This window comes from Pseudomonas sp. GW456-L13 (assembly GCF_017350115.1).
Taxonomy (GTDB): domain Bacteria; phylum Pseudomonadota; class Gammaproteobacteria; order Pseudomonadales; family Pseudomonadaceae; genus Aquipseudomonas; species Aquipseudomonas jessenii.
On the sequence record NZ_JACNAS010000001.1, the window covers coordinates 155502 to 182143 of the forward strand.

The 26642-nt window shown below is 60.0% G+C and carries 18 protein-coding genes and 1 pseudogene; 10 read left to right on the forward strand and 9 right to left on the reverse strand.

The features are described from left to right. Positions 1–79: 79 nt before the first annotated feature. A complete protein-coding gene (locus tag J4D25_RS00750) occupies positions 80–1378 on the reverse strand; it encodes a glycosyltransferase (protein ID WP_057714769.1) in 1299 nt (432 codons plus the stop codon). 74 nt (positions 1379–1452) lie between these two features. Continuing rightward, positions 1453–1815, reverse strand: coding sequence for a response regulator (locus J4D25_RS00755; RefSeq protein ID WP_057716600.1), 363 nt, complete (start codon positions 1813–1815; stop codon positions 1453–1455). Between the two features lie 247 nt (positions 1816–2062). On the opposite strand from J4D25_RS00755, the gene J4D25_RS00760 reads away from it, so the two are divergent. From J4D25_RS00760 to J4D25_RS00780, 5 genes and pseudogenes are all read left to right on the forward strand, one after another. Further along, positions 2063–5554: a response regulator gene (locus J4D25_RS00760; protein ID WP_057714770.1), complete on the forward strand. Its 3492-nt coding sequence runs from the start codon at positions 2063–2065 to the stop codon at positions 5552–5554. Continuing rightward, positions 5554–6387 (forward strand): protein-glutamate O-methyltransferase CheR, encoded by an 834-nt coding sequence (locus J4D25_RS00765; protein ID WP_057714771.1) that lies wholly within the window; start codon positions 5554–5556, stop codon positions 6385–6387. The genes J4D25_RS00760 and J4D25_RS00765 overlap by 1 nt, the downstream gene beginning before the upstream one ends. Then, positions 6384–6512, forward strand: a pseudogene (locus J4D25_RS00770) (chemotaxis protein CheB); the annotation flags it as partial. The gene J4D25_RS00765 and the pseudogene J4D25_RS00770, both read left to right, overlap by 4 nt. Before the next feature lie 41 nt (positions 6513–6553). Further along, positions 6554–7735, forward strand: a complete 1182-nt coding sequence (locus J4D25_RS00775; RefSeq protein ID WP_057714772.1) for a hybrid sensor histidine kinase/response regulator — start codon at positions 6554–6556, stop codon at positions 7733–7735. Positions 7736–7811: 76 nt separating this feature from the next. Beyond that, positions 7812–8189 (forward strand): response regulator, encoded by a 378-nt coding sequence (locus J4D25_RS00780; RefSeq protein ID WP_057714773.1) that lies wholly within the window; start codon positions 7812–7814, stop codon positions 8187–8189. A 4-nt stretch (positions 8190–8193) separates the two neighbouring features. Here the strand turns inward: J4D25_RS00780 and J4D25_RS00785 are convergent, their stop codons facing one another. The 3 genes from J4D25_RS00785 to J4D25_RS00795 all read right to left on the reverse strand — a co-directional run bounded on the left by J4D25_RS00785 (position 8194) and on the right by J4D25_RS00795 (position 12535). Next, complete coding sequence (locus J4D25_RS00785) at positions 8194–9864, reverse strand: response regulator (protein WP_057714774.1); 1671 nt, start codon at positions 9862–9864, stop codon at positions 8194–8196. After that, on the reverse strand, positions 9861–11363 hold the full coding sequence (locus tag J4D25_RS00790; protein ID WP_057714775.1) for an ATPase domain-containing protein: 1503 nt from the start codon (positions 11361–11363) through the stop codon (positions 9861–9863). The genes J4D25_RS00785 and J4D25_RS00790 overlap by 4 nt, the downstream gene beginning before the upstream one ends. A gap of 116 nt (positions 11364–11479) precedes the next feature. Then, positions 11480–12535, reverse strand: a complete 1056-nt coding sequence (locus J4D25_RS00795) for a tetratricopeptide repeat protein (protein ID WP_057714776.1) — start codon at positions 12533–12535, stop codon at positions 11480–11482. 215 nt (positions 12536–12750) lie between these two features. Between J4D25_RS00795 and J4D25_RS00800 the strand changes: the two genes are divergently transcribed. Genes J4D25_RS00800 through J4D25_RS00810 form a run of 3 tightly spaced genes read left to right on the forward strand, consistent with a single transcriptional unit; the run spans position 12751 to position 16046 of the window. Then, on the forward strand, positions 12751–14886 hold the full coding sequence (locus J4D25_RS00800) for an FUSC family protein (RefSeq protein WP_057714777.1): 2136 nt from the start codon (positions 12751–12753) through the stop codon (positions 14884–14886). Continuing rightward, on the forward strand, positions 14876–15076 hold the full coding sequence (locus J4D25_RS00805) for a DUF1656 domain-containing protein (RefSeq protein ID WP_032829912.1): 201 nt from the start codon (positions 14876–14878) through the stop codon (positions 15074–15076). The genes J4D25_RS00800 and J4D25_RS00805 overlap by 11 nt, the downstream gene beginning before the upstream one ends. Before the next feature lie 4 nt (positions 15077–15080). Beyond that, positions 15081–16046, forward strand: a complete 966-nt coding sequence (locus J4D25_RS00810; RefSeq protein ID WP_057714778.1) for an HlyD family secretion protein — start codon at positions 15081–15083, stop codon at positions 16044–16046. A gap of 207 nt (positions 16047–16253) precedes the next feature. Here J4D25_RS00810 and J4D25_RS00815 read toward each other — a convergent pair whose 3' ends face one another. From J4D25_RS00815 to J4D25_RS00830, 4 genes are all read right to left on the reverse strand, one after another. Beyond that, positions 16254–17675, reverse strand: coding sequence for an efflux transporter outer membrane subunit (locus J4D25_RS00815; RefSeq protein ID WP_057714779.1), 1422 nt, complete (start codon positions 17673–17675; stop codon positions 16254–16256). Beyond that, on the reverse strand, positions 17675–20854 hold the full coding sequence (locus J4D25_RS00820) for an efflux RND transporter permease subunit (protein WP_057714780.1): 3180 nt from the start codon (positions 20852–20854) through the stop codon (positions 17675–17677). The genes J4D25_RS00815 and J4D25_RS00820 overlap by 1 nt, the downstream gene beginning before the upstream one ends. Before the next feature lie 12 nt (positions 20855–20866). Next, complete coding sequence (mexE, locus tag J4D25_RS00825) at positions 20867–22120, reverse strand: multidrug efflux RND transporter periplasmic adaptor subunit MexE (protein WP_057714781.1); 1254 nt, start codon at positions 22118–22120, stop codon at positions 20867–20869. A gap of 264 nt (positions 22121–22384) precedes the next feature. Then, positions 22385–23302, reverse strand: coding sequence for a LysR family transcriptional regulator (locus J4D25_RS00830; RefSeq protein WP_057714782.1), 918 nt, complete (start codon positions 23300–23302; stop codon positions 22385–22387). Between the two features lie 270 nt (positions 23303–23572). Here J4D25_RS00830 and J4D25_RS00835 point away from each other — a divergent pair, with 270 nt between their 5' ends. After that, positions 23573–24595: a zinc-dependent alcohol dehydrogenase family protein gene (locus J4D25_RS00835; RefSeq protein WP_057714783.1), complete on the forward strand. Its 1023-nt coding sequence runs from the start codon at positions 23573–23575 to the stop codon at positions 24593–24595. Between the two features lie 551 nt (positions 24596–25146). Beyond that, positions 25147–26637 (forward strand): hypothetical protein, encoded by a 1491-nt coding sequence (locus tag J4D25_RS00840; RefSeq protein WP_057714784.1) that lies wholly within the window; start codon positions 25147–25149, stop codon positions 26635–26637. The last annotated feature ends 5 nt before the right edge of the window (positions 26638–26642 follow it).

Consider the following 26642-nt stretch of genomic DNA (forward strand, 5'->3'; position numbering starts at 1 on the left):
TCCATTGGGTGTGAAGCGGTCAGATTAACCGGTCGGGCACAGCAATGGCGGTAACTATGTATTGCACAAGAAAAGTGGGCTACTCCTGATTCAGTCGGTTCTTCGCCTCAATCCATTGCGCCATGTATTGAGTGCTCTTGTGCTGGTGATGACGCAGCATGCTGCCGGTAAAGTTATCTCGTCTTATGTTTGCCAGATTCTGCTGGCAATCGACCAGCCGCTGGATCAGGGCCGGGCCATGAACGGATTTTCGGTAGCGACTGGCAAGCAGCGTTTTCCCGTGCGCCTGGGCGTCCAGCCAGCGCGTCTTGTCGTTGTGCAGTTGCACGGCATGATCGGCGAACTCGCGTGCCGAACGGGTCACTGCACCGGGCCATGCCTCTTGATCATGCATCGCCTCGGCACCCACTGGCGTCGTCACATTCGGCGTGCCACAGAGCATCGCATCGACAATCTTGCCTTTGATTCCCGCGCCAAAACGCAACGGTGCCATACAGACCCGCGCCGACGACATGACTTGCAGGGCGTCTTCTGCCCAGTTCATCACATGAAAACCCTGGGCCGGGTTGTGCAGGGCAGTCGCCTTGGGTGGTGTGTAGGCACCATAGATATGCAATTGAGCGCCGGGTATCTGCTCGCGAATCAACGGCCAGATAGCGGTTTTCAACCAGAGCACCGCATCCCAGTTGGGCGCATGGCGAAAGTTACCGATATGAAGAAAGTGCGCCCGGTCTTCGAACGGTACCGATGCACGGGACGGAACATCGACCATCAACGGGCACCAGTGCAACAGGTTGCGGGGAAACCTGAACTGCTCGACCAGCAATTCGACTTCCACTTCGGAAACCATCAGCGTCAAATCACAACGATAAAATGAGGCGATCTCGCGCTTCGCCAGATCGGTATCAGCCATGCGTTCGAACTCTTCGCGCGCCGCTGGGGCGAACAGTTCGTTGAAGTCATTGTTGTCGTCACTGGCCTTCAAACGCTCCTTGAGGCGTTGATGCCGACCCAGCCTCAGGCTTTGCAGGTCGCAACTTTCGAGCACGCGCAAGGCATCGGGGCAATGCTTCTCGACCCGCCAGCCGAACTGTTCCTCCATCATGAATTGATCGAACAACACGATATCCGGCGCCAGTTCGCTGATGAATGCGTCGAAACTGCTGTTGTTCAGCTCGATGGGTACTTCGTCAATACCCAACGCTGTCAGGTCCGCACGTTGCTCGCCGAAGCCTGCCGGGCTGCTGAACGTGATGTCCCAGCCCTGGTCCAGGAAAACGTCGAGAATCTGCATGACATGCCCGCTGGCCGCGGAAGAGCGGGGCTCGGGCCAGACGTAACCAATGACCAGGACTTTGGTTGCGCGGGGCTCAATCATGTACGGGATTTCCTTGAAGCGAAGACAGGGCAGGGATGAAAAAGGCGCGCATTAAACCACAGCGCAGCGCTGCGTCACTCGAGAATGCTTTTGACCTTGTCGCGCAACTGATCAATGGAGAAGGGTTTGCCGATCAAGTGCATGCCTGGAGGTACTTCAATGCTTTCGGCATAACCGCTGGCGAACAGGATGGGCAGGTCAGGGCGTAACGTGCGGGCGAGGGTGGCCAGTTCGCGACCGTCCATGACCGGCAGGCCAACATCAGTCATCATCAGGTCAATGTGTCGGTTCAAGTCCTTGAGCAAATCCTGTGCCTGTTCGCTGCCATCGGCTTCCAGAACCTTGAATTCCAGTTCTTCCAGGACGTCGACGATCAGCATGCGCACGATGGCATCGTCTTCGACGACAAGGATGGTGGAGGCGTTGGCGGATGACATGGTCGAATTCCCGAAAAAGATTGGCATTGCCGGTCGCTGGAAATCACCGGCCTCTTGCATGAGTAAGTGGCGGATCCCGACAAGTTCCCTGCGCGATGGAAAAAGGATTGGCGGTACAGGCCAGGCAAGGATAACGCGGGAGCAGCGCAATGTAGGACCTTGCGCGCAAACATGTCAGATAATTGGATCAATTTGCCAGTTTTGGGGCAAACTCCTTGCATTCTGACAGTTCGACAAGGCCTTCCCCATGACCTCCGCGTCCTCGGTTGATGAGCAACGATTTCGTAAACTCCTGAGCCGTAACATCAGCCTGCCGTTGGGTCTGGGTCTTATCAGCGCTGTGTTTTTCGTGTCGCTGATCAGCTATTTACTGTCGACCATCCAGTGGGTGGAGCACACCGACCGGGTGATCAATAACGCCAATGAAGCGGTCAAGCTGACCGTGGATCTGGAAACCGGGATGCGCGGTTTCCTGCTCAGTGGCGACGAGCATTTCCTCGATCCCTACGAAACCGCCAAGCCGCGCATCGCCGTGGCGCTCGACACCTTGCTTGAACTAACCGCCGACAACCCGGTGCAGACTGATCGCTTGCTACGGTTGCGAGCCTTGCAGCTGGAGTGGACCAACTACGCGCAATCGATGATCGATTTGCAGCGCAGCAGCGGTGATTATCGCGCCATCGTCAAGGCCGGACGCGGTAAACGCCTGACCGATGAAATTCGCAAGCAGTTCGAGGCGGTGATCGACACCGAGCAACAGTTGCGCGCATCGCGCAATGACGAAGTGCGCGGCACCACCATCATGAGCATCAGCCTCTATCTGTTGTTCATAGCGGGGGTCAGCGGGTTGCTGGCGTACGTCGGGCGCCGCGATTTGTTGACCCTGTCGCAGAACTACAGCGTCAACCTTGCCGCCCAACAGGCCAGCGCCCATCACCTGGAGCAACAGGCCTGGCTGCGTAACGGCCAGACCGAGCTGGCCGAGCAGGTGCTGGGACAATTGAGCTTGAGCATGCTGGGTCGCAATATCCTGCAATTCTGCGCGCAGTACCTGGGCACCGCCGTGGCGGCTATTTATGTGCGCGAAGACCATGGCGGCCTCAAGCGCATCGCCACTTATGGTTTTTCCCGTGAACAGGAAGGGCGTGAACAGCAGATCTACAGCGAAGAAGGCATTGTCGGCCAAGTGGCGCAACAGGCACGGCTGATTCGCCTGGACGAGGTGCCGGGAGATTACTTCAAGGTCAGCTCCGGCCTCGGTGACGGTTTGCCGTGCAGTGTGCTGGTGGTGCCAACCAGCGACGACGAGCGGGTCAATGGCGTGATCGAGTTGGGCTTTCTGCGTCCACTGACCGACCGTGACGTTGAATTGCTTGAGCTGATTGCCGGCAACATCGGCACCTCGATCGAGGCGGCACGTTATCGCCAGCGTTTGCAGGAGGTGTTGGCCGAAACCCAGCAACTCAACGAAGAACTGCAGGTTCAGCAGGAAGAACTCAAGACCGCCAACGAAGAGCTCGAAGAGCAGTCGCGGATTCTCAAGGAGTCCCAGGCGCACCTGGAAACCCAGCAGGTGGAGCTGGAGCAGACCAACGAACAACTCGCCGAGCAGGCAGAAGTACTGGCCGAGCAGCGCGACGCTATGGACCTGAAGAATACCGAACTCAATCAGGCCCAGATCCAGCTCGAAGAACGCGCGGTAGAATTGCAGCGCTCGAGCAAGTACAAGTCCGAATTCCTCGCCAACATGTCCCATGAGCTGCGCACGCCACTGAACAGCTCGTTGATCCTGGCCAAGCTGCTGGCGGAAAACCCGGAAGAGAACCTCACTGCCGAGCAAGTCCAATTCGCCGAGTCGATCTACTCCGCCGGCAACGACTTGCTCAACCTGATCAACGACATTCTGGATATTTCCAAAGTCGAGGCCGGCAAGCTGGAAATCCGTCCGGAGAACACCAGCGTGGCGCGCCTGGTGGATGGCCTGCGCGGCCTGTTCCAGCCATTGGCAACGGACAAGCAACTGGATTTCCGGGTGGATATGCAGGACGGTGCGCCGTTGATGCTGTTCACCGATCGCCAGCGTCTGGAGCAAGTGCTCAAGAACCTGCTGTCCAACGCGGTGAAATTCACGCAAAGCGGCAGCGTCAGCCTGTCCGTTGCCACGGCGCCGAATGACGGCATCGCGTTCAGCATCCGCGATTCCGGAATCGGCATCGAGGTGGATCAGCACGAAAGCATCTTCGAAGCGTTCCGTCAGGCCGACGGCACCACCAATCGGCGTTACGGCGGCACCGGGCTGGGGTTGTCGATCTCCCGTGACCTGGCGGCCCTGCTCGGCGGCTCCATCAGCGTGACCAGCACGCCGGGGCAGGGCAGTGTGTTTACCCTGGTCTTGCCACAGCAGTACGTGGAACCGGGCGAAGCACCTGTCGAACCGATGCGAGCCGTTCCTGTGGCGGCTGTGTCGAGTGTATTGCCGCCCACGTTGTCGCCATTGGTGGCCGAAGTCGACATTCCGCGCTTCGACGACGACCGCAACAAAGGGCCGTTCACCAAACGCTGCATTCTGGTGGTGGAGGATGAGCCGAACTTTGCGCACATCCTCTACGACCTGGCCCATGAACTGGGTTATCAGTGCCTGGTGGCTCACGGCGCCGACGAAGGCTACGACCTGGCCAAGGCGTTCATCCCCGATGCGATCCTGCTGGACATGCGCCTGCCGGATCATTCCGGCCTGAGCGTGCTGCAACGTTTGAAGGAACACGCCGAAACCCGGCACATCCCGGTGCATGTGATTTCGGTCGAAGACCGGGTCGAGGCGGCGATGCACATGGGCGCCATCGGCTACGTGGTCAAACCGACCACCCGCGAGGAACTCAAGGACGTGTTTGCACGCCTTGAGGCCAAGTTGACCCAGAAGGTCAAGCGCGTGCTGCTGGTCGAGGACGACCACGTGCAGCGCGATAGCATTGCCCGCCTGATCGGCGACGATGACATCGAGATCACCGCCGTTGGCCTGGCGCAGGAGGCGCTGGACCTGCTGCGCTCATCCGTCTTCGATTGCATGATCATCGACCTCAAACTGCCCGACATGCTCGGCAATGACCTGCTCAAGCGCATGTCCACCGAAGACATCTGTTCCTTTCCGCCCGTCATCGTCTATACCGGGCGCAACCTGACCCGGGATGAAGAGGCCGAACTGCGCAAGTATTCGCGTTCGATCATCATCAAGGGCGCACGCTCGCCGGAGCGGTTGCTGGATGAGGTGACGCTTTTTCTGCACAAAGTCGAATCACGGTTGTCCCATGAGCGGCAGAAGATGCTCAAGGTCGCCCGCAGCCGCGACAAGGTCTTCGAAGGCCGCAAGGTGCTGCTGGTGGATGACGATGTGCGCAACATTTTCGCCCTCACCAGCGCGCTGGAGCAAAAGGGCGCAGTCGTGGTCATTGGCCGCAACGGCCGCGAAGCGATTGAACGATTGAATGAGGTGCAAGACATCGATCTGGTGTTGATGGACGTGATGATGCCGCAAATGGATGGTTATGAAGCCACCGTTGAAATCCGCAAGAATCTGCGCTGGCGCAAGCTGCCGATCATCGCCGTGACGGCCAAGGCCATGAAGGACGACCAGGAGCGCTGCCTGCAGGCCGGCGCCAACGATTACCTGGCCAAGCCCATCGACCTCGATCGCCTGTTTTCGCTGATTCGTGTGTGGTTACCGAAGATGGAACGTATCTAGTGGAGCGCAATTTTTCAGTGGATCGAAACAGCGAAATCGAACTGCGGTTGTTGATCGAGGCGATCTATCTCAAGTACAGCTACGATTTTCGCGATTACTCCGGCGCTTCGATCAAACGCCGGGTCGACCATGCGTTGAGTCAGTTCGAGTGCAACACCATCTCGGCGTTGCAGGAAAAGGTCCTGCACGATCCCGCCGCGTTCATGCAACTGCTGCAGTTGCTGACCATTCCGGTCAGCGAAATGTTTCGCGATCCCTCGCACTTCCTGGCCATCCGCAAGGAAGTGGTGCCGCTGCTGCGAACCTACCCTTCGATCAAGATCTGGATCGCCGGATGCAGCACCGGTGAAGAGGTGTATTCGATGGCCATTGTGCTGCGCGAAGAAGGCCTGCTGGACCGTACCATCATCTACGCCACCGACATCAATCCGCGCTCGCTGGAAAAGGCCAGGCAAGGGATTTTCTCGATGGAGAACGTCCGCGCCTACACTGCTAATTACCAGCAGGCCGGTGGCCAGAGTTCGTTTGCCGACTACTATACGGCGGCCTATGGGTACGCGATTTTCGACAAGACCCTGCGCGAGAACGTGACCTTCGCCGATCACAGCCTGGCGACGGACAGCGTATTCTCCGAAACTCAATTAATTTCATGCCGTAACGTACTGATTTATTTTAATAAAAGTCTTCAGGGTCGAGCGTTCGGGTTGTTTCATGAGTCCCTCTGCCATCGCGGTTTCCTGGTGCTGGGCAGTAAGGAAACCCCGGATTTCTCAGCCTTCGGCGATCAGTTCGAGCCGCTGGTCAAACAAGAACGGATCTATCGAAAATCATGAAAAGTGCAACGAAAATGCCGGCTATCGAAGCGATCGTGATCGGTGCCTGCGCCGGTGGCGCCGAGGCGCTGTTGAACATCCCCGGCCCGCTGCGCGAAGGCTTCGCACTTCCGATCATTCCTGTACGCGGCATCGGCCGTCTACTTGTTGAGCTGGAACGAATCGCATGCTGAGTAATTTCCAGGCCAAACTGCTGATCGTGGACGATCTGCCGGAGAATCTGCTGGCACTTGAAGCGCTGATCAAGCGTGAGGACCGCATTGTGTACAAGGCGCTGTCCGCCGACGAGGCCTTGTCCCTGCTGTTGCAACACGAATTCGCCTTGGCCATCCTCGATGTGCAGATGCCCGGCATGAATGGCTTCGAGCTGGCCGAGTTGATGCGCGGCACGGAAAAAACCAGGAACATCCCGATCGTTTTCGTCAGCGCCGCCGGGCGTGAACTCAATTACGCCTTCAAGGGCTATGAAAGCGGTGCCGTGGACTTCCTGTACAAACCGCTGGACCTCCAGGCGGTCAAGAGCAAGGTCAATGTGTTCGTCGACCTCTATCGCCAGAGCAAGGCGATGAAGGAACAAGTGCTGGCCCTTGAGCAAAGTCGCCGCGAACAGGAGACCCTGCTCAAGCGATTGCAAAGCACTCAACTGGAACTGGAACAGGCGGTACGCATGCGCGATGACTTCATGTCCATCGTCGCCCACGAAGTGCGCACGCCGCTCAACGGCCTGATCCTTGAAACCCAGTTGCGCAAGATGCACCTGGCCCGGGACAACTCCGCCGCCTTCACCCTGGACAAGATGCACGCGATGGTCGACCGCGACGAGCGGCAGATCAAAAGCCTGATTCGATTGATTGAAGACATGCTCGATGTCTCGCGCATTCGCACCGGAAAGTTGTCGATCCGGCCCAAGCGCTTTGACCTTTCAACGCTGGTTGGCGAGTTGTTGCACAACTTTTCCCAGCAGATCGACGCCGCCGAAGCGTCGGTCTCGCTCGATGCCACGCAACCGGTGATCGGAAACTGGGACGAGTTTCGAATTGAACAGGTCATTTCCAACCTGCTGACCAACGCCTTGCGCTACGGGGCCAAGAGCCCGATCTCGGTGAAGGTCTACAGTGAAGGTGGCCAGGCGTTGGTGGACGTGCAGGATCGAGGGATTGGCATCAGCGAGGAAAACCAGAAGCGGATCTTCCAGCAGTTCGAGCGGGTATCGGCCAGGCACGCCGTCGCCGGGCTGGGCCTGGGATTGTTTATTTCAGAGCAGATTGTGGCCGCCCATGGCGGTACTATTACCGTCCAGAGCAAGATCGGCGAAGGCGCCTTGTTTCGCGTTTGTCTGCCGCTGTAGGAAAACAACCGGATAAACGCAACCTCTGGTCGACCCCACGGTCTATCAGCAGCAATTGACCGAGCAAAGGCTTCCCATGAGCGAAGATGCACAAGATGTAGTACTCGTCGTCGAGGACGATCCCTCGATTCTGATGGTGCTGTCCGCTTATCTGTCGGGCGAGGGTTACCGCGTATTGCAGGCCGAAAACGGCGAGCAGGCTTTCGAAATCCTGGCGAGCAAACCGCACCTGGACATGATGATCACCGACTTCCGCCTGCCCGGAGGAATCTCCGGCGTGCAGATCGCCGAGCCCGCCGTGAAACTGCGACCGGAACTCAAGGTGATCTTCATCAGCGGCTATGCCCAGGAAATCCGCGAGACCGACAGCCCGATTACGCACAAGGCACCGATCCTGGAGAAACCTTTCGATCTGGATAAATTGCAGGAATTGATGCAGGACATGCTTTCGTAAGCCTTCAGGCCCTGATCATCTCCCTGACCTTCGCCGTCAACAGGTCGAAGGTAAACGGCTTGGTGATCATCTGCATGCCCGGATCGAGGAACCCGCCACGCACCGCGGCGTGCTCGGCGTAGCCGGTGATGAACAGCACCCTCAGATCGGGACGCAACTGCCGGCCGATTTCCGCCAGTTGCCGGCCATTCATACCGGGCAAGCCGACATCGCTGATCAGCAGGTCGATGCGCTGGGCCGAATCGAGTATCGGCACCGCGCTATCGCCATCACAAGCCTCGACGTAGGCATAACCCAGATCGCTCAACACCGTGCTGACCAGCACCCGCACCGCCGGATCGTCCTCGACAATCAACACCGTCTCGCCACTCCTGGCCAAAGGTGAATGTTCGACGTCCGATGGATGGTCCCGGGGCAGGTCTCCACCGAAGCGTGGCAGGAACAGGCTCACCGTGGTGCCTTCGCCTACGACGCTTTGGATGGCGACGTGACCTCCCGATTGTTTGCTGAAACCATAGATCATTGATAACCCCAGCCCGGTGCCCTGGCCGATAGGCTTGGTGGTGAAGAAGGGGTCGAAGGCGCGGTTGATGGTGCTTTGCGGCATGCCACAGCCGGTGTCCGTCACGCTGAGCACCACATAGTCACCCGCATCGAGATTGCTCTGGCCTTGGGTGAAATCCTCGTCAAAGTGCTGGTTCGAAGTCGAGACCACCAGACTGCCGCCATTGGGCATGGCATCGCGGGCATTGATCACCAGGTTGAGCAGGGCGCTTTCCAGTTGATTGGGGTCGGCTTCGGCCACCCACAGGTGCTCGTCCAGTTGCATGTCCAGACGAATGGTTTCGTTGATGCTGCGTTGCAGCAGTTCATCCATGGAGATCACCAGGGTGTTCATCTCCACGGGTTTCGAATCCAGCGACTGGCGCCGGGAAAACGCCAGCAGGCGGTGGGTCAGGCCCGCTGCGCGGTTGGCCGAAGTCACCCCCAGATCGATCAGGCTGTCCAGGTCTTCGGTTCGCCCCCGGGCCAGGCGTCGACGCAACAACTCCAGGCTGCCGATGATACCGGTCAGCATGTTGTTGAAATCATGGGCGATGCCGCCGGTGAGTTGGCCGACGGCTTCCATTTTCTGCGACTGGCGCAACGCTTCCTCGTTGTGACGCAGTTGCGCGGTGCGCTCTTGTACCTGCTGTTCAAGGGTTTCGAGGGTGTTCTGCAGGCGCAATTCGCTCTGGCTCAGGTCGATCAACCGATCCCTGGCTTCGTACTGTCGTCGCCGTCCGCGCAGGGCCGTGGTGACCAGGCTGATCAGTGTGACCGGGTGAAATGGCCGTTCGAGGAAGGTCACGTTGCCCAATTGCGGGCCGAAGCGCGATGCCGGGTTCTGTTGCGGGCCGCCATGGTGTGTCATCAACACGATCGGCAGATCCGACCACGCGGGCTGCTGTTCGATCAGGCGGATCAGCGGTTCCAGATCAGCACCCAACAGCGCCTCGCAAGAGATCAGCAGCAGGCCGGCACCCTGTTCCAGTTCGGCGCACAATCCGGGCAGGTCGGGGCTGATCACCCCGTGAACCCCGGCCTCGTTGAGCATCATCAGGGCTATCTGGCCGTCGCGCCCTCGCGGCGCAAGGATGATTGCGCGCTCGGACGTCGCTTGCATGTCCGTCACGGGATTTCGTCCGCGAGCAACGGGTTGCTGGCGCCGAGATACGTGGGTACGCCGCGCAATACGCCCTGAAAGGCTTCCAGGGGCTCGCCGATGGTCATGCCCTGGGCGCTGATGCGGTATTCACGGATGGTCGACTCATGGCTGCCGGTACGTTTCTTGATGATCGAAATGGCCCGGCGCACCTTGCCCAGGGCTTCGAAGTAACGCAGCAGAATGACTGTGTCGGCCAAGTAGGTGATGTCGACCGGCGCCTGCATGTCGCCGACCAGGCCGTGCTGGGCGACCGTCATGAAGGTTGCGGCGCCCTGGCGATTGAGGTACAGCAGTAGCTCGTGCATGTGCAGCACCAAGGCGTTTTCTTCCGGCATCGCCGCCTGATAGCCGTTGATGCTGTCGATCACCACGGTCTTTATATTGCCTTCGTCCACGCAGCGCCGGACCCGGTGGGAGAACTCGCCGGGGGACAGCTCGGCCGCGTCCACTTGTTCGACCAGCAAATTGCCGCTGTCTTGCATTGCCTGCAAATCGATGCCGATGTTCTTCATGCGCTCGAACAACAACCCCAACTCTTCATCGAAAATGAATAACGCGGCTTTTTCGCCCCGGGCCACGGCCGAGGCGGCGAACACCATGGCGATCAGCGATTTGCCGGTCCCCGCCGGGCCGAGAATCAAGGTACTGGAACCCGTCTCGATACCGCCGCCCAGCAGCGCATCCATTTCCCGGATGCCGCTGGTCAATTGCTGACGCAGGTATTGACCGCGATGTTCGGCGGCCACCAGGCGCGGGAATACACGCACGCCATCGCCCGTGATGGTGAAGTCATGGAAGCCGCCGCGGTACTTCTGGCCGCGGTACTTGACCACGCGGATGCGACGTCGCTCGGCGCCGTAGTTCGGGGTCAGTTCTTCCAGGCGAATCACGCCGTGGGCCACGCTGTGCACGGTTTTGTCCAGGGACTCGGCGGTCAGGTCATCGAGCAGCAACACCGTGGCGTCGTAACGCACGAAATAATGCTTGATGGCCAGAATCTGCCGACGGTAGCGCAGCGAGCTTTGCGCCAGCAGGCGAATCTCGGAAAGGCTGTCCAGGACAACGCGGGTCGGCTTGACCCGCTCGACCACCTCGAAGATCTGGCGGGTGGCTTCGCCCAGTTCCAGGTCGGAGGAATAGAGCAGTGTCTGCTGCTGTTCGGCATTGAGCAGGTTTTCCGGGGGCGTCAGTTCGAAGATATGGACGTTTTCGTCCATCTCCCAGCCATGGGACAAGGCGCCCTGGCGCAGCTCGCGTTCGGTTTCAGAGAGCGTGATGTACAAGGAGCGTTCGCCGGCTTGCGCGCCTGCCAACAGGAAGTGCAGCGCCACGGTGGTCTTGCCGGTGCCCGGCTCGCCTTCGAGCAAAAACACATGTCCGCGGGACAGTCCGCCATCGAGGATATCGTCCAGACCTTCGATACCGGTGGCGGCCTTGTCTCGGTTCAAATCGTTGGATAGAGACAAACAAGCGTCCTCATATGGCCAGGTTCAACGAGGCAGTTGCTGCGAAGTGCCACAACGGGCTGCCTGTTCACTTGACCCTTGGCCAGGACGACGGTTCAACGAAATTTCAGTCGGGGTCAAAGCCCTTGTTGCAACGCCGGATCATCGGGGTTCATCTGTTCGAGTTGGGCCAACAGGATCTGCACATTTTGCAGCTGTCCGCTTTCCTTCCAGTAGTTGATCAGCAGCACCCGGGCCTTGCGATCGTTCGGGTGGCGTTGAACGATTTCCTGCAACTGTTTCTGCGCCGCTTCGAGCTCCTGCTCACCGTGCAACGTGGTGGCCAGGTCGTAGCGGTAGTCCCGGTTATTGGGCTCAAGCTCTACGGCTTTGGACAGGCCGAGCAGGGCGAATTCGCTTTGCTCGTGATGCAGCAGCCAGAGCCCCAACGCGTGTTGCAGGTAGGCCGAGTTGGGTTGTGCCTGCAGTTGCCTGGCCAACAGTTGCCGGGCAGCGTCGTTCTGGCCCTGTTTATCCAGCACCTCGATTTGCAGTACCAGCGCCGGCAGGTTGTCCGGCGCCAGGCGCAGGGTGTTGTCCAGCGCCTGTTGCGCTTGCTTGAGCTCGGCGTTGTGCAAGTGCAGTCGGGCCAGTTGGTATTGGTTTTCGGCGCTTTGCGGCGCGCTCTTGAGCACTTGCTCCCAGGCATCGATGGCTTGCTCCAGCGGCCCGAAATACAAACCCAGTTCATCCGGGGACAACCCCAGCAGCGCGTTGATCGCCGCCAGCCGCACGCTTTGTTCGCTGTCATCGAGCAATGGCCCCAGCAGCAGACTGCGCTGGCCGTTCGGTACCAGGCCGCTGATGCTTCTGATCGCCGCGATACGTACCTCGGGCGACTCGTTCTGCAGGTCGGCATCCGCCAGCTTCAGGGCCACCGAGCTTGGATAGTTGGGCAGCTCGGCATGCAACCCGATACGACGTTTGGGGGACAGGTCCGGACGGGCCAATTGCTGATAGAGCACCCGCGCCGCACCCGGTTGGCCGGCCCGGGCAGCCGCCAGCGCTTCGCTGTAGCCGTGCTGGATGGCTTCGGGAACCACCGGGGTGGTATCGCGCAGGGAAAACCAGACACCGCCGATGACGAGCAGGGCGAAGAGGCTGATAAACAGAAGGCGGCGGGACTTGGGCATGCAGGAATCCGGAAGCTGGCAAGCTTTTGCAAAGGCGCAAGCTTCGGTCAGGCCAGGCTTTGAGTCAAACCTTGACGCCGTTCTCGCTCGATTCAAACCGTTGAACAGCCCTTCAGCCGACAATCCACGGGCCGGCAAGCTGCGTCGATGGCAAAACCTCTCGAGGCACCGCAGCAGTGACTACGCTTGCTGGAGGTGTCTCGACGAGTGTTCCCATGCAAGCGTTGTTGCAATACTTCAAGGCGATTTTCAACCCCGGCCCCGGGGTGTTGCTGTTTGCCTTGCGAACCATCGCGGCCGGGTTGTTGACCCTGTACCTGGCGTTTTTGTTCGATCTGGACCAGCCCAAGTGGTCGATCATGGCCGTGGTCATCATCAGCCAGCCACTGGCTGGCATGGTGCTGGCCCGCAGTTTTGGCCAGGTGATCGGCACCACGCTGGGGGCGGCCGTGGCGGTGTTGATCATGGCGATCTTTCCCCAGGCACCACTGCCGTTCATCACCACCCTGGCGTTGTGGCTGGCGCTGTGCACCGCCGGTGGCACGCTGTTGCGCTACACCAGTTCCGGGGCATTCGTGCTCAGTGGCTACACCGCCGTGGTCATCGCGTTGCTGGCGATTCCCGATCAGGACGGCACCTTTTTGCTGGCAGTGACCCGCCTCACCGAAACCTTGCTGGCGGTTGCGTGCGTGTGCGTGGTCAGCCTGCTCACCGCCAGGCCGGAAGCCGTGGCCCGGGATTACTTCGCCAAAATCGATCAGATTACCCGGTTGCTGGCCACCCATGCCGGCGCCGTCATTCGCACCGAAGAAAGCGAAGCCGAATTCCAGCAGCGGCAAATGCAGCTGCTGGGCCAGATCAGCGGCCTAGAGGGCGTGCGTCGGCACATGTACTACGATGCGCCCCGGTTACGCAGTGCCAACGGCCTGGTGCAACTGCTGGGCAACCAATTGGTGTTGTTGACCGCGCGGCTGACCGCCCTGCGTCACCAGCGGCTGCTGTTGACCGAGCGCTGGGAGGGCGAGTTGCCTGAAGAGATTCAACGGCTGCGTGCCGAAGAGCTGGCCTTTCTCGATGAACTGGCGCGGGAGGGGCGTTCGCTGTCCAGTGAAAAGCGCCATCATTTCACATCGCTGCAACAACGCTTTGATGAGCTGGCCTATAGGGCCGAACAATTGACCGAGCCGCTGCCGGCCACCTTGCGTTCGCTGGCCTGGTCGCTGCGCTGGGAGCAGGCGCGCCTGTTGCAGCAGCTTGAGCAGATTCTGGAGCTGAGCGATGCCATCCAGAGCGGGCGCCCCGCCAGCAGCGTGTTTCGCGGGCGGGAAAATCCGCTGCATCTGGACTTCACCCTGGCGACGATGAATGCCGTCCGTGCCTTTTGCGCGCTGTTGATCGCCGGCCTGATCTGGATCGAAACCGGCTGGGACGGTGCGCGAGCCGGGATGGTGCTGGTGGGTATCCTTTGCTCGCTGATGTCGACGTTTCCCCGACCGCTACTGGCTGTTCAAAGCTATGCCAGGGGATTCGGGCTGGCACTGGTGGTCTCGGCGCTCCTTCAGTTCATGTTTGTGCCGATGATCAGCAATTTCGAGATGCTTGCCTTGCTGCTGGCGCCCTTGCTCTACGCCGTAGCGGTGGGGCTGGCCAGTCCACCCACTACAGGTACCGGGATTGGCCTGGGGCTCACGACGTTTTTGTTGCTTGGGCCGTTGAACGTGGGGATTGGTCAAAACACTGCCAGCCAGTGGTTCGAGTTTGCCGGAGCCTATACCTGTGCGACCGTGCTGGCTTTGAGTGTCTATGCGCTGATCTTTCCGTTCAGGCCGGATTTTCGCATGCGCCGGCTCTACAAAGAGAACTGCGAGCAGGTGTACGCCTTGCTGAAAACGTCGGCGAGCGATGAACAGCAGTTTGCGTTCGAGAGCCGTATGGTTGACCGCCTGACCATGATGTTGGGGCTACTGCCGGCGACCCGGGAGCCACAATCGCGCGAGCTGTTTCAAGTCAGCTTGGCCTGCATGGCATTGGGTATCGCCTTGAATCAGCTGCGGCAGCAAGGGCAGAACAACGCACTGCTGAGTCCGGATCTGCAACGTCGCCTGTTTTCGACAGTCCGGGAAACGGGCAGGCTGGTTGCCGGTCGGCCCGGGGTCGAAGTGGTGCAGGTGCTTGATAGCCTCCACACCTTGGGCGACGACCTGGATGCCCTGCACACCAATGTTCACGAGCACCTGTGGTCGGTGTTCCGCATGCGTGTGGCGCTGCTGATCGTGGTGTCGTTCGTGGAACGCTATCGCGGCCACTTTCAACCCTCAGGCCTTGAAGGAGACCCTGTCCTTGCCCATTGATCTGGAAGTGGGTGGTGCCTATCTGCCCCCGATTGCCCAGGCGCTGCTGCTGGGCTTGCCGATTTTCCTGTTGCTGGACTGGACATTGCGGCGCCTTGGCGTGCTGCAGTTTGTCTGGCACGAGGCGTTGTTCGAAGGCGCGTTGTACGCCTGCGTCTGCGCCACGTTGATTCTGGTCATGGGAGCCTGAAGCCGTGAAGAACATCCTTTCCCGACTCACGACGGTAGCGGTGGTATTGCTGGCCCTCATTCTGGGCTGGTTCGCCTGGGAGCATTACACCCGCGCACCCTGGACCCGGGATGCCCGGGTGCGTGCCGATGTGGTGACCTTGTCCGCCGACGTTTCGGGGCGAATCGTCAGCCTGGCCGTGCAGGACAACCAACATGTGAGCAAGGGCCAGGCGCTGCTGGAGATCGATCCGGCGCGTTACACCCTGGCGGTGGAGCATGCCAGACGCGCGGTGGAGGTGGCGAAAGCCTCGCTCGGGCAGGCCCAGGCGGCGATTATCTCCAGCGAAGCATTGCTCAAACAACGTCAGAGCGAGGAGCAGCGCCGGCGCACGCTCAAGGATCGTTCAGCGATTTCCGGCGAAGAGTGGGAGAAAGCCAGCACCGACGTGTCGGTGGCCCAGGCCGACTTGATGCGTAATCAGGCCAGTCTGGTGTTGGCCCAGGCCAACGTGCAACTGGCCATCGCGGCATTGACCCAGTCGGAGCTCGACTTGCAGCGTACCCATGTCGTCTCCCCGGTGACCGGCTATGTCACCAATCTGCTGACCCGGGAGGGTGATTACGCCTCGGCAGGTGGCCCATTGTTGGCGCTGGTGGACAGCGAGTCGTTCTATGTCAGCGGTTACTTCGAAGAAACCAAGTTGCCGCGGATCGGGGAGGGTGACCGGGTCAGGATCGAGTTGATGAGTGGCGAAACGTTCGGCGGCAAAGTGCAGAGTATTGCCTTCGCCATTGCCGACCGGGAAAACCTGCCGGGCGGCCGTCTGCTGGCCAGCATCAACCCCAGCTACACCTGGATCAAACTGGCGCAACGGGTGCCGGTGCGGATCGAGATCGATGCCGACTATGCCGGTAAAAACAACCTGCGGGCGGGGACCACGGCTACCGTGACCGTCCAGGAAACCCGCAAATCCAAAGACCAGCACTAACCCCCCTGTGGGAGCGAGCTTGCTCGCGATAGCGGTGGATCAGTCAACATCATTGGTGAAGGTGCTTGCGTCATCGCGAGCAAGCTCGCTCCCACAGGGGGGGGGTACTGCCTTTTTTAGGGCAAAAAAAGCCCCGCGACCGAATGAGACGCAGGGCAAGGAAATTGGTTGGTTGCGGCCAACCAAAGGAGCGCTTTAAAAACCGTATTACTTGCTCGCGACCGTCTCCGGCTGCCAGCCACCACCGAGGGCCTTGTAGATCGCGACGATGCCGCGATACAGGTCAACCTCGGCCTGGGCCTGGGTGTCTTCGGCCGCCAGGCGTTCACGCTGGGCGTCAAGCAGTACGAGGAAATCGGACGTGCCTTCGCGGTAGCGGATTTGCGCCAGGTCGGCAGCCGAGCGGCTGGACTCGCTCTGGCGAATCAGCGAGATCAGGCGCTGTTGGCGTTTGCCATAGTCGCTGAAAGCGTTTTCCGATTCTTCCAGGGCCAGCAACACTTGCTGCTCGTAGGTCGCCAGGGCGCCTTCGGCATCGGCGTCGGCGCCACGTATGCGGGCTTTTACGCTACCCAGGTCAAACGCGGCCCAGGTGATGCTCGGGCCCAGCGCCCAGGCGTTGGCCGCCGAAGAACCGATCTGCGAACCACGTCCGGCAGTCCAGCCGAGGAAGCCGCTGAGGCTGACCCGAGGGAACAGATCCGCCTTGGCCACGCCGATACGCGCGGTGGCCGAGGCCAGTTGGCGTTCGGCACTGAGGATGTCCGGACGGCGTTGCAGCAGTTCACCCGGATCGCCGATCGGCAGGGCCTTGGCAATCGCCGGCAAGTCTTTCGGGCTCAGGTCCACGGTCAGCTTGTCCGGACGTTCACCCAGCAGGGTGGCGATGCGGTTTTTCTGCCGAACCTGTTCGGCCTGCAGTTGCGGCACGCTGGCTTCAACCGACGCCAGTCGCGCATCGGCACGCTCCACATCGAGCTGGTCGCCGACGCCGGCATCACGCAGGCTGACCGTGATCTTGCGCGACTCCTGCTGGTTCTCCAGGTTGGCCAGGGCAATTTTCTCCCGCAACTGCGCGCCGCGCAGCTGCCCGTAGGAGTCCACCAGTTCGGCAATCATGGTGACTTGCAGTTGGTACAGATCGGCCTCGAATGCCTGTTGCTCGGCGTTGGCCGACTCCAGGTTGCGCTGGATGCGACCGAACAAGTCAATCTCCCAGGCCATGTCCAGACCCAGGTCATAGCGTTCGCTGTTGACCCGGTCGGTGGTCTGGCCCGGAATCTGTCCTTTGCCCAGGTCACTGCTGACGCGGCTGGTGATGGTCGGCATGGCGTCGTTGCTGACGTCATCGCGGATCGCCCGCGCCGCTTTCCAGCGGGCGAAGGCGACGCGCAGATCACGGTTGCCTTGCAGGGATTGCGTCACCAGCTGGTTGAGGGTCGGGTCTTCGAACTGCTGCCACCAGATGCCTTCGAAACGCGAACGGTCAAAGTTCTTCTGGCCGGCGGCGCCGTCGGTGGCGGCCGTGATGTTGGCCGCCTCGGTGGTTGGCGTCTTGTAGTCCGGGCCCACGGCACAGGCACTCAGGGCCAGTACCAGCAGGCTCGGCAGGAAGGCTTTCAAACTCATCAGTGCGACTCCAGCTTCAGGGTGGCCTTGGCAGCTTTGCGTGCCTGGCCGCGCTCGACAAAGTTACGGATCAGTACGTAGAACACCGGCGTCAGCAACAGACCGAAGAAGGTCACCCCAAGCATCCCGGAGAACACCGCGACACCCATGGCGTGGCGCATTTCGGCACCGGCGCCGCTGGAGAACACCAGGGGCACCACACCCATGATGAACGCGAAGGAGGTCATCAGGATCGGCCGCAGACGCAGACGGCAGGCTTCCAGGACCGCTGCCAGCGGGCTCAAGCCTTCCTCCTGTTTGTCCTTGGCGAACTCGACGATCAGGATCGCGTTCTTGCAGGCAAGCCCCACCAATACGATCAAACCGATCTGGGTAAAGATGTTGTTGTCACCGCCGGAGGCGATCACACCGGTGATGGCCGACAGCAGGGTCATCGGTACGATCAGGATCACCGCCAGTGGCAGGCTCCAGCTTTCGTATTGAGCCGCCAGTACCAGGAATGCCAGCAGCACACAGAGCGGGAACACGAACAGTGCGGTGTTACCGGACAGGATCTGCTGGTAGGTCAGGTCGGTCCATTCGTAGGTCATGCCGTTGGGCAGTTCTTCCTTGAGCAGTTTCTCGATGGCTTTTTCGGCCTGGCCGGAGCTGTAGCCGGGAGCTGCCGCACCGTTGATTTCAGCGGTGATGAAGCCGTTGTAGTGCATCACGCGGTCCGGGCCCGAGGTATCGCTGACCTTGATGAAGGTCGCCAGCGGGATCATCTCGCCTTTGTTGTTACGCACTTTCAGCTGGCCGATCTGGTCGGATTCGAGACGGAACTGTTGTTCGGCCTGAACGTTGACCTGATAGGTGCGACCAAAGCGGTTGAAGTCGTTGGCATACAGCGAACCCAGATAGATCTGCAGGGTGTCGAAGATGTCGCTGACGGCCACGCCGTGGGTCTTGGCTTTTTCCCGATCGATGGCGGCATCGACCTGGGGCACGTTCACGGTGTAGCTGGTGAACAGGCCGGCCAGTTCCGGCACGTTGTGGCTCTTGTTGATGATGTTCATGGTTTCCTTGTACAGCTCTTCGTAACCCAGGTTGCCCCGGTCTTCGATCTGCAGGCGGAAACCACCGATGGTGCCCAGGCCTTGTACCGGCGGCGGCGGGAAGATCGCCATGTAGGCTTCCTGGATATTCGCGTACTGGCCGTTCAAGGCGCCGGCAATCGCACCGGCGGACATGCTCGGGTCTTTACGTTCGTCGAACGGTTTGAGAGTCACGAACACGATGCCGGCGTTCGGACTGTTGGTGAAACCGTTGATCGACAGGCCCGGGAAGGCCACGGCGCTTTCCACGCCGGGCTGTTTCAGCGCCAGCTCGGACATGCGCTTGATCACGTCTTCGGTACGGTCCAGGCTCGAGGCATCCGGCAGTTGCGCGAAGGCCACCAGGTATTGCTTGTCCTGGCCGGGGACGAAACCGGTCGGGGTGCTGGAGAAACCGAAGAAGGTCAGGACCATCAGGCCGGCGTACAGCAGCAGGGCGATACCGCTTGAGCGGATCACGCGGGCAACGGTGCCGACATAACCATGGCTGGCCTTTTCAAAGAAGCGGTTGAACGGACGGAACAACCAGCCACCGAAAATCTTGTCCAGCACCTTGGAGAATCGGTCCTTCGGCGCGTCATGGCCCTTGAGCAATACCGCGGCCAGCGCCGGCGACAGGGTCAGGGAGTTGAAGGCCGAGATCACCGTGGAAATCGCGATGGTCAGGGCGAACTGTTTGTAGAACTGTCCGGTCAGGCCGGAAATGAACGCCGCCGGAACGAATACCGCACACAGCACCAGCGCCGTGGCGATGATCGGGCCGGTTACCTCGCCCATGGCTTTTTTGGTCGCTTCAACCGGGGTCAATCCGAGTTCGATGTTCCGCTCGACGTTCTCCACCACCACGATGGCGTCGTCCACCACGATACCGATCGCCAATACCAGGCCGAACAGTGACAAGGCGTTGAGCGAGAAGCCAAACAGATGCATCACGGCAAAGGTACCGATCAGCGATACCGGCACAGCGACCAGCGGAATGATCGAGGCGCGCCAGGTTTGCAGGAACAGGATCACCACGAGTACCACGAGGATCAGTGCTTCGAAGAGGGTGTGAACCACCGCCTCGATGGAGCCGCGCACGAAGATCGTCGGGTCATAGACGATGCTGAAGTCCATGCCTTCGGGGAAGTTTTTCTTCAGTTCGGCCATTTTCGACCGCACTTCGTTGGAGATTTCGATGGCGTTGGAACCCGGACGCTGGAAGATCGGGATCGCCACCGCCGGCTGGTTGTTCAACAACGAACGCAGGGCGTACTGGCTGGAGCCCAGCTCGACGCGAGCGATGTCTTTGAGGCGAGTGATTTCACCGTTGTCGCCAGAGCGAATGATGATGTTCTCGAACTCTTCCTCGGAAACCAGACGGCCCTGGGTGTTGACCGACAGCTGGAAGGCCGTGGCATTCGGTGCAGGAGGCGCACCCAAGGCACCGGCCGCCACTTGACGGTTCTGCTCACGAATCGCCGTGACCACATCGGTGGCGGTCAGGTTGCGCGAAGCGGTCTTGTTCGGGTCGAGCCAGACACGCAGGGAGTAATCGCCCATGCCAAACAACTGCACATCACCGACACCACCCAGACGCGCCAGCTCATCCTTGATGTTGAGCAAGGCGTAGTTGGACAGGTAGAGCATGTCGTAGCGTTTGTCCGGTGAGGTCAAGTGCACAACCATGGTCAGGTCGGGCGAAGCCTTGTCCACGGTGATACCGATGCGCGTCACTTCCTCGGGAAGTTTTGGCTCGGTCCGCGTCACACGGTTCTGCACCTGCACCTGTGCGTTGTCCAGGTCAGTGCCCAGCGCAAAGGTGATGGTCAGGGTGATCTTGCCGTCAGCGGTGGACTGCGAGGACATGTACAGCATGTTCTCGACACCGGTGATGGCTTGCTCCAGTGGAGCGGCCACGGTTTCACCGATGACTTTTGGGTTGGCACCCGGGAAGTTGGCACGAACCACAACGGTCGGCGGTACCACTTCCGGGTATTCGCTGATCGGCAGCTGGAACAGCGAGATGGCGCCGGCGATCAGGATCAGCAGCGAAAGCACCGCTGCAAAGATCGGCCGTGAAATGAAGAATTGGGAAAAATTCATCGTAAAAATCCCTTAACCGCGTGGGGTCGTGGCAGCCAGTTTCACAGCCGTGCCCGGCGCAACCCTGGCAGGCGCGACTTGGGGCAGGTTGCTGGCTTCCAGCGCTTGGCGTTGTTGTGCGAGTGCCGCGAGGGTTTGTTCGCTGGCCATCGGAATCACTTCAGGGGTGACCGGTGAGCCAGGGCGCACCCGTTGCAGGCCCTTGACGATGATGGTGTCGTCCTTGTTCAGGCCATTGCGCACAATGCGCAGACCTTCGATCTTCGGACCCAGCTCCACCGCGCGGTAGGCGGTCTTGTTGTCGGCATCCATCACCAGCACGAACTTCTTGCCCAGGTCGGTGCCGACCGCTTCGTCATTGATCAGCATGGCGCTGTAAGTGCCGCTGCCCACCAGTTTCAGGCGTGCATACAGGCCCGGGGTGTAGCTGCCATCGCTGTTGTCGAACACGGCGCGCCCACGAATGGTGCCGGTCTTCGGGTTGACCTGGTTGTCGACGAAGTTCATCACGCCCTGGTGCGGGTTACCGTCCTCGTTGGACAGGCCCATGTAGACCGGGGTGGTGGCGCCGCGCTTGCCCTGGCGAGCGAGCTCGGTGTACTTGAGGAACACACGCTCGTCCGCGTCGAAGTAGGCGTACACCTTGTCAGTGGAGACCACGCTGGTCAGCGGGGTGGTGTCGGCAGTCACCAGGTTACCGGCGGTGATTTCCGCACGGCTGACGCGGCCGCTGATTGGAGCAGTCACACGAGTAAAGCTCAGGTTCAGCCTGGCCAGATCCAGCTGCGCTTGCAGGGCGCCGACCGCGGCGCGGGCTTCCTGGGCGGCGCTGGTCCGCGAGTCGGCCAGTTCGGCGGAAATCGCGTTGCTGGTGCGCAGGCGCTCACCGCGCTGGGCTTCGTTTTCGCTGCGGGTGGCATTGGCGCGCGATTGTGCAACCAGTGCTTCGAGGCGGCGGACCTCAGCCTGGAACGGACGCGGGTCGATCTGGAACAGCAGGTCGCCTTTCTTGACCAGGGCGCCTTCCGTGAACGCCACTTCATCGATCTGGCCGGAGACCCGTGGACGAATCTCGACGGTTTCCGGCGCTTCAAGACGGCCGGTGAACTCGTCCCATTCGTTGACCGGCTGTTCCAGCACCTTGGCCACGCTGACCTTGGCCGCTGGCATGCTGGCGGCGGTTTCCGGGGCCTTGCCGCAAGCGCTGATCACCACTACGGCCAACAAAGCCAACGGGAAGCGCAAATGTTTGAGTGACTGTTCCATGGATGCATCCGCCAATGTGTTGAGATTGGCGAATGATGCGCGGCGGGTTTGTATCTCACGAATCGAATGGGGCGAAGGTAACTATCATCCGGAATGATATAAGACCCAAGCCAGCCCTCTAGCCTGCGCCTTGTGTTCGGTCGTCATCAACTGGATTGATGACAATTGTGTGTTGCATTGGATGCAATAGTCAGATCTGGAACCGTGTTGCGGCCATCGCGAGCAAGCCCGCGAAGAGGCCGGCAGCCTTCTACACAATCCGGATCAGACCAAGCTGTCCGGATCCCCGAAGAACATCTGAATCCGCGACCGCAACCAACGCTCCCCCGGATCATTATCCTGGGACCCGCGCCACGCCATGTGCAGTTCGAAACTGCGCACCGGCAACGGCGGATCTTCGGCCCGCACACCGCCAGCGGCAGTCAGTGCATCGGCCGTGTAGTCCGGCACCGTCGCCACGATGTCAGTGCCCGCGAGCAGGGTACTCAACCCGTTGAACTGCGGAACGGCGAGCACCACATGCCGTTTGCGACCGAGCTTTTCCAGCTCTTCATCGATGAAGCCGCTGAGGTCGCCAGCGAACGACACCAGTGCATGGGGGCGAGCGCAGTAATCATCCAGGCTCAACGGCCCCGGCACGGTGTCGGCGCGCAACAGCTTCGGTTGGCTGCGGCGCAGTACCTTGCGTTTGGCGTTGGCCGGCAGGTCGGTGGTGTAACTGACACCGATGGATATCTCACCGGATGCCAGCAACCCCGGCATCAGGATGTAGTTGACCCGACGTACCACCAGCACAATCCCCGGCGATTCGGCACGCAGGCGCTTGAGCAGCATCGGCAGCAAGGCGAACTCGACGTCGTCCGAAAGGCCGATGCGGAACACGGCGGTACTTGTGGCAGGATCGAACTCGGCCGCACGGCTGACGGCGGTGGAAATCGAATCCAGTGCCGGGGAGAGCAGGGCGAAGATCTCGACCGCCCTGGCGGACGGCTCCATGCTGCGGCCGGTACGCACAAACAAAGGATCATCGAACAGGCCGCGCAGGCGCGAGAGCGCCGCACTGATGGCTGGCTGGCCGAGGAACAGTTTTTCCGCAGCACGGGTCACGCTGCGTTCGTGCATCAATGTTTCGAAAACGATCAACAGGTTCAGGTCGACACGACGCAGGTCATTACGATTCATCTGGAGTCCTGGCAGAGTCAGCAAGCTTGACGTGGGCGGCCATATGAGAACAATGGCCAGCAGGAATATTACGGGGAAAGACTGGTACTCTGCACCGGGTAATTCAGTTTTTCCTACATAGGCTGCTTCGGTTTCTTACGACATTTGACGATGTTGCCGCCGCTGCGGAATCAATGACAGGCATGTCGACTATTAATAGCCACAGATAGTGTTGGGTTGAAAGCCCGGCTAGAGTTCATGGCATTAGAGGTTTATTTGGCGAGGTTTGCGATGTCCCGCACGATACGTTTTCACAAGTTTGGTCCAGCCGAGGTGCTCAAATGCGAAGAGCATGCGACGGCTCTGCCTGCACCGGGCGAAGTGCAGGTGCGCGTCGAGGCGATCGGCATCAGTTGGTATGACACTCTCTGGCGTCAGAACCTGGCCCCGTCCCATGCCCGACTGCCTTCAGGCCTTGGCCAGGAGATGGCCGGTATCGTCACCGCTGTCGGTGATGGCGTCGATGACCTGGAGGTCGGTGACAAGGTCGCCAGCTTTCCGGCCCAAAGCCCGAACGACTATCCGGTCTACGGCGAGCAGATCGTTCTGCCGCGCTCGGCAGTCACCCGTTATCCGGATGTGCTTAGCCCGATTGAAGCGAGCGTGCACTACACGCCGTTGTTGATCGCCTATTTCGCCTATGCCGATCTGGCACGGGTCAAGCCCGGGCAATTTGCTCTGGTGACTGACGCGAGTCATTGCGCCGGACCTTCGTTCGTACAACTGGGCAAGGCCTTGGGTGTTCGAGTGATCGCCGCGACCAAGACCGAGGAGGAACGTGAATACCTGCTGTCGCTGGGTGCCGAGAAAGTGATCGTCACCGAGGAAGAAGATCTGCTGATGCGGATCAACAAAATCACCGATAACCGTGGCGTAGATGTGGTGTTCGATGGTTTGGGCGGTCCGCAGATGTCGTTGCTGGGCGATGTGCTGGCGCCTCGCGGCAGCCTGGTGCTGTACGGCCTGCAAGGTGGCAACCAGACACCTTTCCCGGCCTGCGCAGCGTTCCAGAAGAACATTCAGTTCTTCGTGCACTGCATCGGCAACTTCACGGGCAAGCCGGAACTGGGCATCACCCAGGACCAGGCCGCACTGCAACGTGCCTTGCGCGACATCAATCAGCTGACCGCCGACCGCGTTCTGCTGCCGCTCAAGACTCGGGTCTTCCCGTTTGCCGAGTTTGTCGAAGCACACCGCTACATGGACGAATGCCCGTGTCGCGAACGGGTCGCGCTGCAGGTCGAGCCGGCGTAGCACTTACAGTCCTCCCAAGAGTCCGTGCCCACACGGACTCTTTCGTTTGAGCCCCCCCCCGAAAGCCATCGATCCGCAGGCCGGTCCAGCAACTGAACTGGTTTTTGCCCGTAATCTGTAGCTTCTAATCAGCCACTAAGCCCTGATAATTGAATGATTACTTTCATCTCAAGGAATGAGTCATGGCCGGGTGTAAGGCTGAAACTTTTCAATGTGCGCCATCGGTGCAAATCTCCAAATTAGTTGGCCGTTGGCTAGTTACCAAAAAGACAGCTGCAACTTCCTTCCTTGTTTCTTGTATTAAGTGTCTGTGGGACTTTGTCGGATATTTCCTAGGACTCCGGTTTCAAATCAGCAAACCCTTGCCAGCAGGGCGCTCCAGCCTCACCTCTGTCGTTAAGTCGAGGGGGTGTTGCGATCGTTTCAAATGATTTCAAGAAAATTCAAGTGTTAGCATTTGGCAATAAAGTCCATGACTCCATTCGCGCCGACAGTCCAACGGGATTTGCTGTCTGCACGATATTGAACTTACGAGTATCAGGTAAATAAAGATGACCAGCATCCATGACCAAGCGATGAACTATGTCTATCAACAAGTGCTGCAGCGATTGCTGGGTTTTTTCTCCCGTGCCGAACGCACTGCATTGCAATTGTTGATTCAGCGCCTGGCAGTAGCGGCCGGGGGCATGGAGCACATTGGCGATTACAAGGTGTTGGCGATCCAGTCCGGAGCCCGTGACAACTGCTACACCCTGGCTTTGTTGCGTGCTGCACAGCTGACCATCGCCACGCGGACGCCGGCGACATTCCAGTTGCGCATCGCCTCGTTACGGTTGAACGGCACAAGCGGCGCGGCCGTGGAAAACATGCACCGGACCAACAGCGCATTGTTTGTCTATGACGATCCCCGGGTCGAGGTACTGATGGTCGATGATCGGGAAGTCTTGCCGTTCAACCACCTGGCGCCGATCTCCGACGCCGGCCGCGAGTCCAGCCGCCTGAACCTGCTGCTGATCGGCCATCGCCGGGAGTGGCGCGGCGGGTTCGACCTTTGGGATGACGGTTATCTGGCCACGGGAGAGTTCTACGGACAAATCGCTCGCTGGGACGGCGGTGTCGACGCCCTGCTCATCAGTGACACGCCGCGTCAGCAAAAGCAGTTCATCGACGGCTTGAGGCGCGCCGCCACCAAGGCAGGGCTCAAGCCTTCGCCTGCGGGCGAGCCGGGTTATGCGGGGTTGTTTGCATTGCTCGATGAACTGGGCAGCGACTGTTATCACGGGTTCTACGCCGATTACGGCCAGGCCCGGTGGCGTCCGCAAGAGCGCTTCGAAACCTGCCGTCGTACGGCCTGCATCGACATTCACGACCTGCTGGTCAGCAACCTGGAAGAGCGTTGGCCATTGTTGACGGAGTTTCTCGGGTTCCAGCCTGACGAACTGTCCGCGCAGATCAGCGACAACGAATTCGTCAGCCCGTCGATCACGGCGCACGTCCGAGGGTTGCATGCGTGCTTCGTACAGAATCGCAATTACGAATCCGGTGTTGCGCAATACCTGCAACGGGCCTTGGTGATGATGCGCCGCAAGCACTTGCCCGAGCGATTGTGCGAGCAGGCCATCGAGGTCTTCGGCAATCCGGCGACACTGGTCGAACTGCGCGCCCGAGCGGCGGCCGAGGCACAAAAGAACCTGGGCCTGAGCGAAGCACAACTGGTGTGCCTGCTGTTTGCGCCCTTTACCGAAAAAGGTGCGGGGCTCGAGCGTTTTCTGCGTCAGTGCCATCCGGGCATGCTGGTGGCCATGCCCGAGTTGCATAAGGCGATGCAGGGGCATCCGGTCGCCGAACAGATCATGCAATGGATGATTGATGTCAGCGGATTGCCCGTCAGCCTGATTGGCCGGCTTTACCGCATGGAGCGGGCGCCCGCAGACGCTGGCGGGGCGGCTGAAGCAATCATCCCAAGGGCCGTGTCGCAAAATGCGCTGGACGATCCTGATGCTGACAGCACGTTGGTGGATGAATGGTCAGCGGGTCACTGAACGTG

Excerpts from the sequence above, each read along its gene's own strand:
- J4D25_RS00755 (WP_057716600.1), bottom strand. The coding sequence starts at position 1,815 with ATGTCATCCGCCAACGCCTCCACCATCCTTGTCGTCGAAGACGATGCC.
- J4D25_RS00775 (WP_057714772.1), top strand. The coding sequence starts at position 6,554 with ATGCTGAGTAATTTCCAGGCCAAACTGCTGATCGTGGACGATCTGCCG.
- J4D25_RS00795 (WP_057714776.1), bottom strand. The coding sequence starts at position 12,535 with ATGCCCAAGTCCCGCCGCCTTCTGTTTATCAGCCTCTTCGCCCTGCTC.
- J4D25_RS00830 (WP_057714782.1), bottom strand. The coding sequence starts at position 23,302 with ATGAATCGTAATGACCTGCGTCGTGTCGACCTGAACCTGTTGATCGTT.
- J4D25_RS00760 (WP_057714770.1), top strand. The coding sequence starts at position 2,063 with ATGACCTCCGCGTCCTCGGTTGATGAGCAACGATTTCGTAAACTCCTG.
- J4D25_RS00820 (WP_057714780.1), bottom strand. The coding sequence starts at position 20,854 with ATGAATTTTTCCCAATTCTTCATTTCACGGCCGATCTTTGCAGCGGTG.
- J4D25_RS00815 (WP_057714779.1), bottom strand. The coding sequence starts at position 17,675 with ATGAGTTTGAAAGCCTTCCTGCCGAGCCTGCTGGTACTGGCCCTGAGT.
- J4D25_RS00800 (WP_057714777.1), top strand. The coding sequence starts at position 12,751 with ATGCAAGCGTTGTTGCAATACTTCAAGGCGATTTTCAACCCCGGCCCC.
- J4D25_RS00835 (WP_057714783.1), top strand. The coding sequence starts at position 23,573 with ATGTCCCGCACGATACGTTTTCACAAGTTTGGTCCAGCCGAGGTGCTC.
- mexE (WP_057714781.1), bottom strand. The coding sequence starts at position 22,120 with ATGGAACAGTCACTCAAACATTTGCGCTTCCCGTTGGCTTTGTTGGCC.
- J4D25_RS00840 (WP_057714784.1), top strand. The coding sequence starts at position 25,147 with ATGACCAGCATCCATGACCAAGCGATGAACTATGTCTATCAACAAGTG.
- J4D25_RS00780 (WP_057714773.1), top strand. The coding sequence starts at position 7,812 with ATGAGCGAAGATGCACAAGATGTAGTACTCGTCGTCGAGGACGATCCC.
- J4D25_RS00750 (WP_057714769.1), bottom strand. The coding sequence starts at position 1,378 with ATGATTGAGCCCCGCGCAACCAAAGTCCTGGTCATTGGTTACGTCTGG.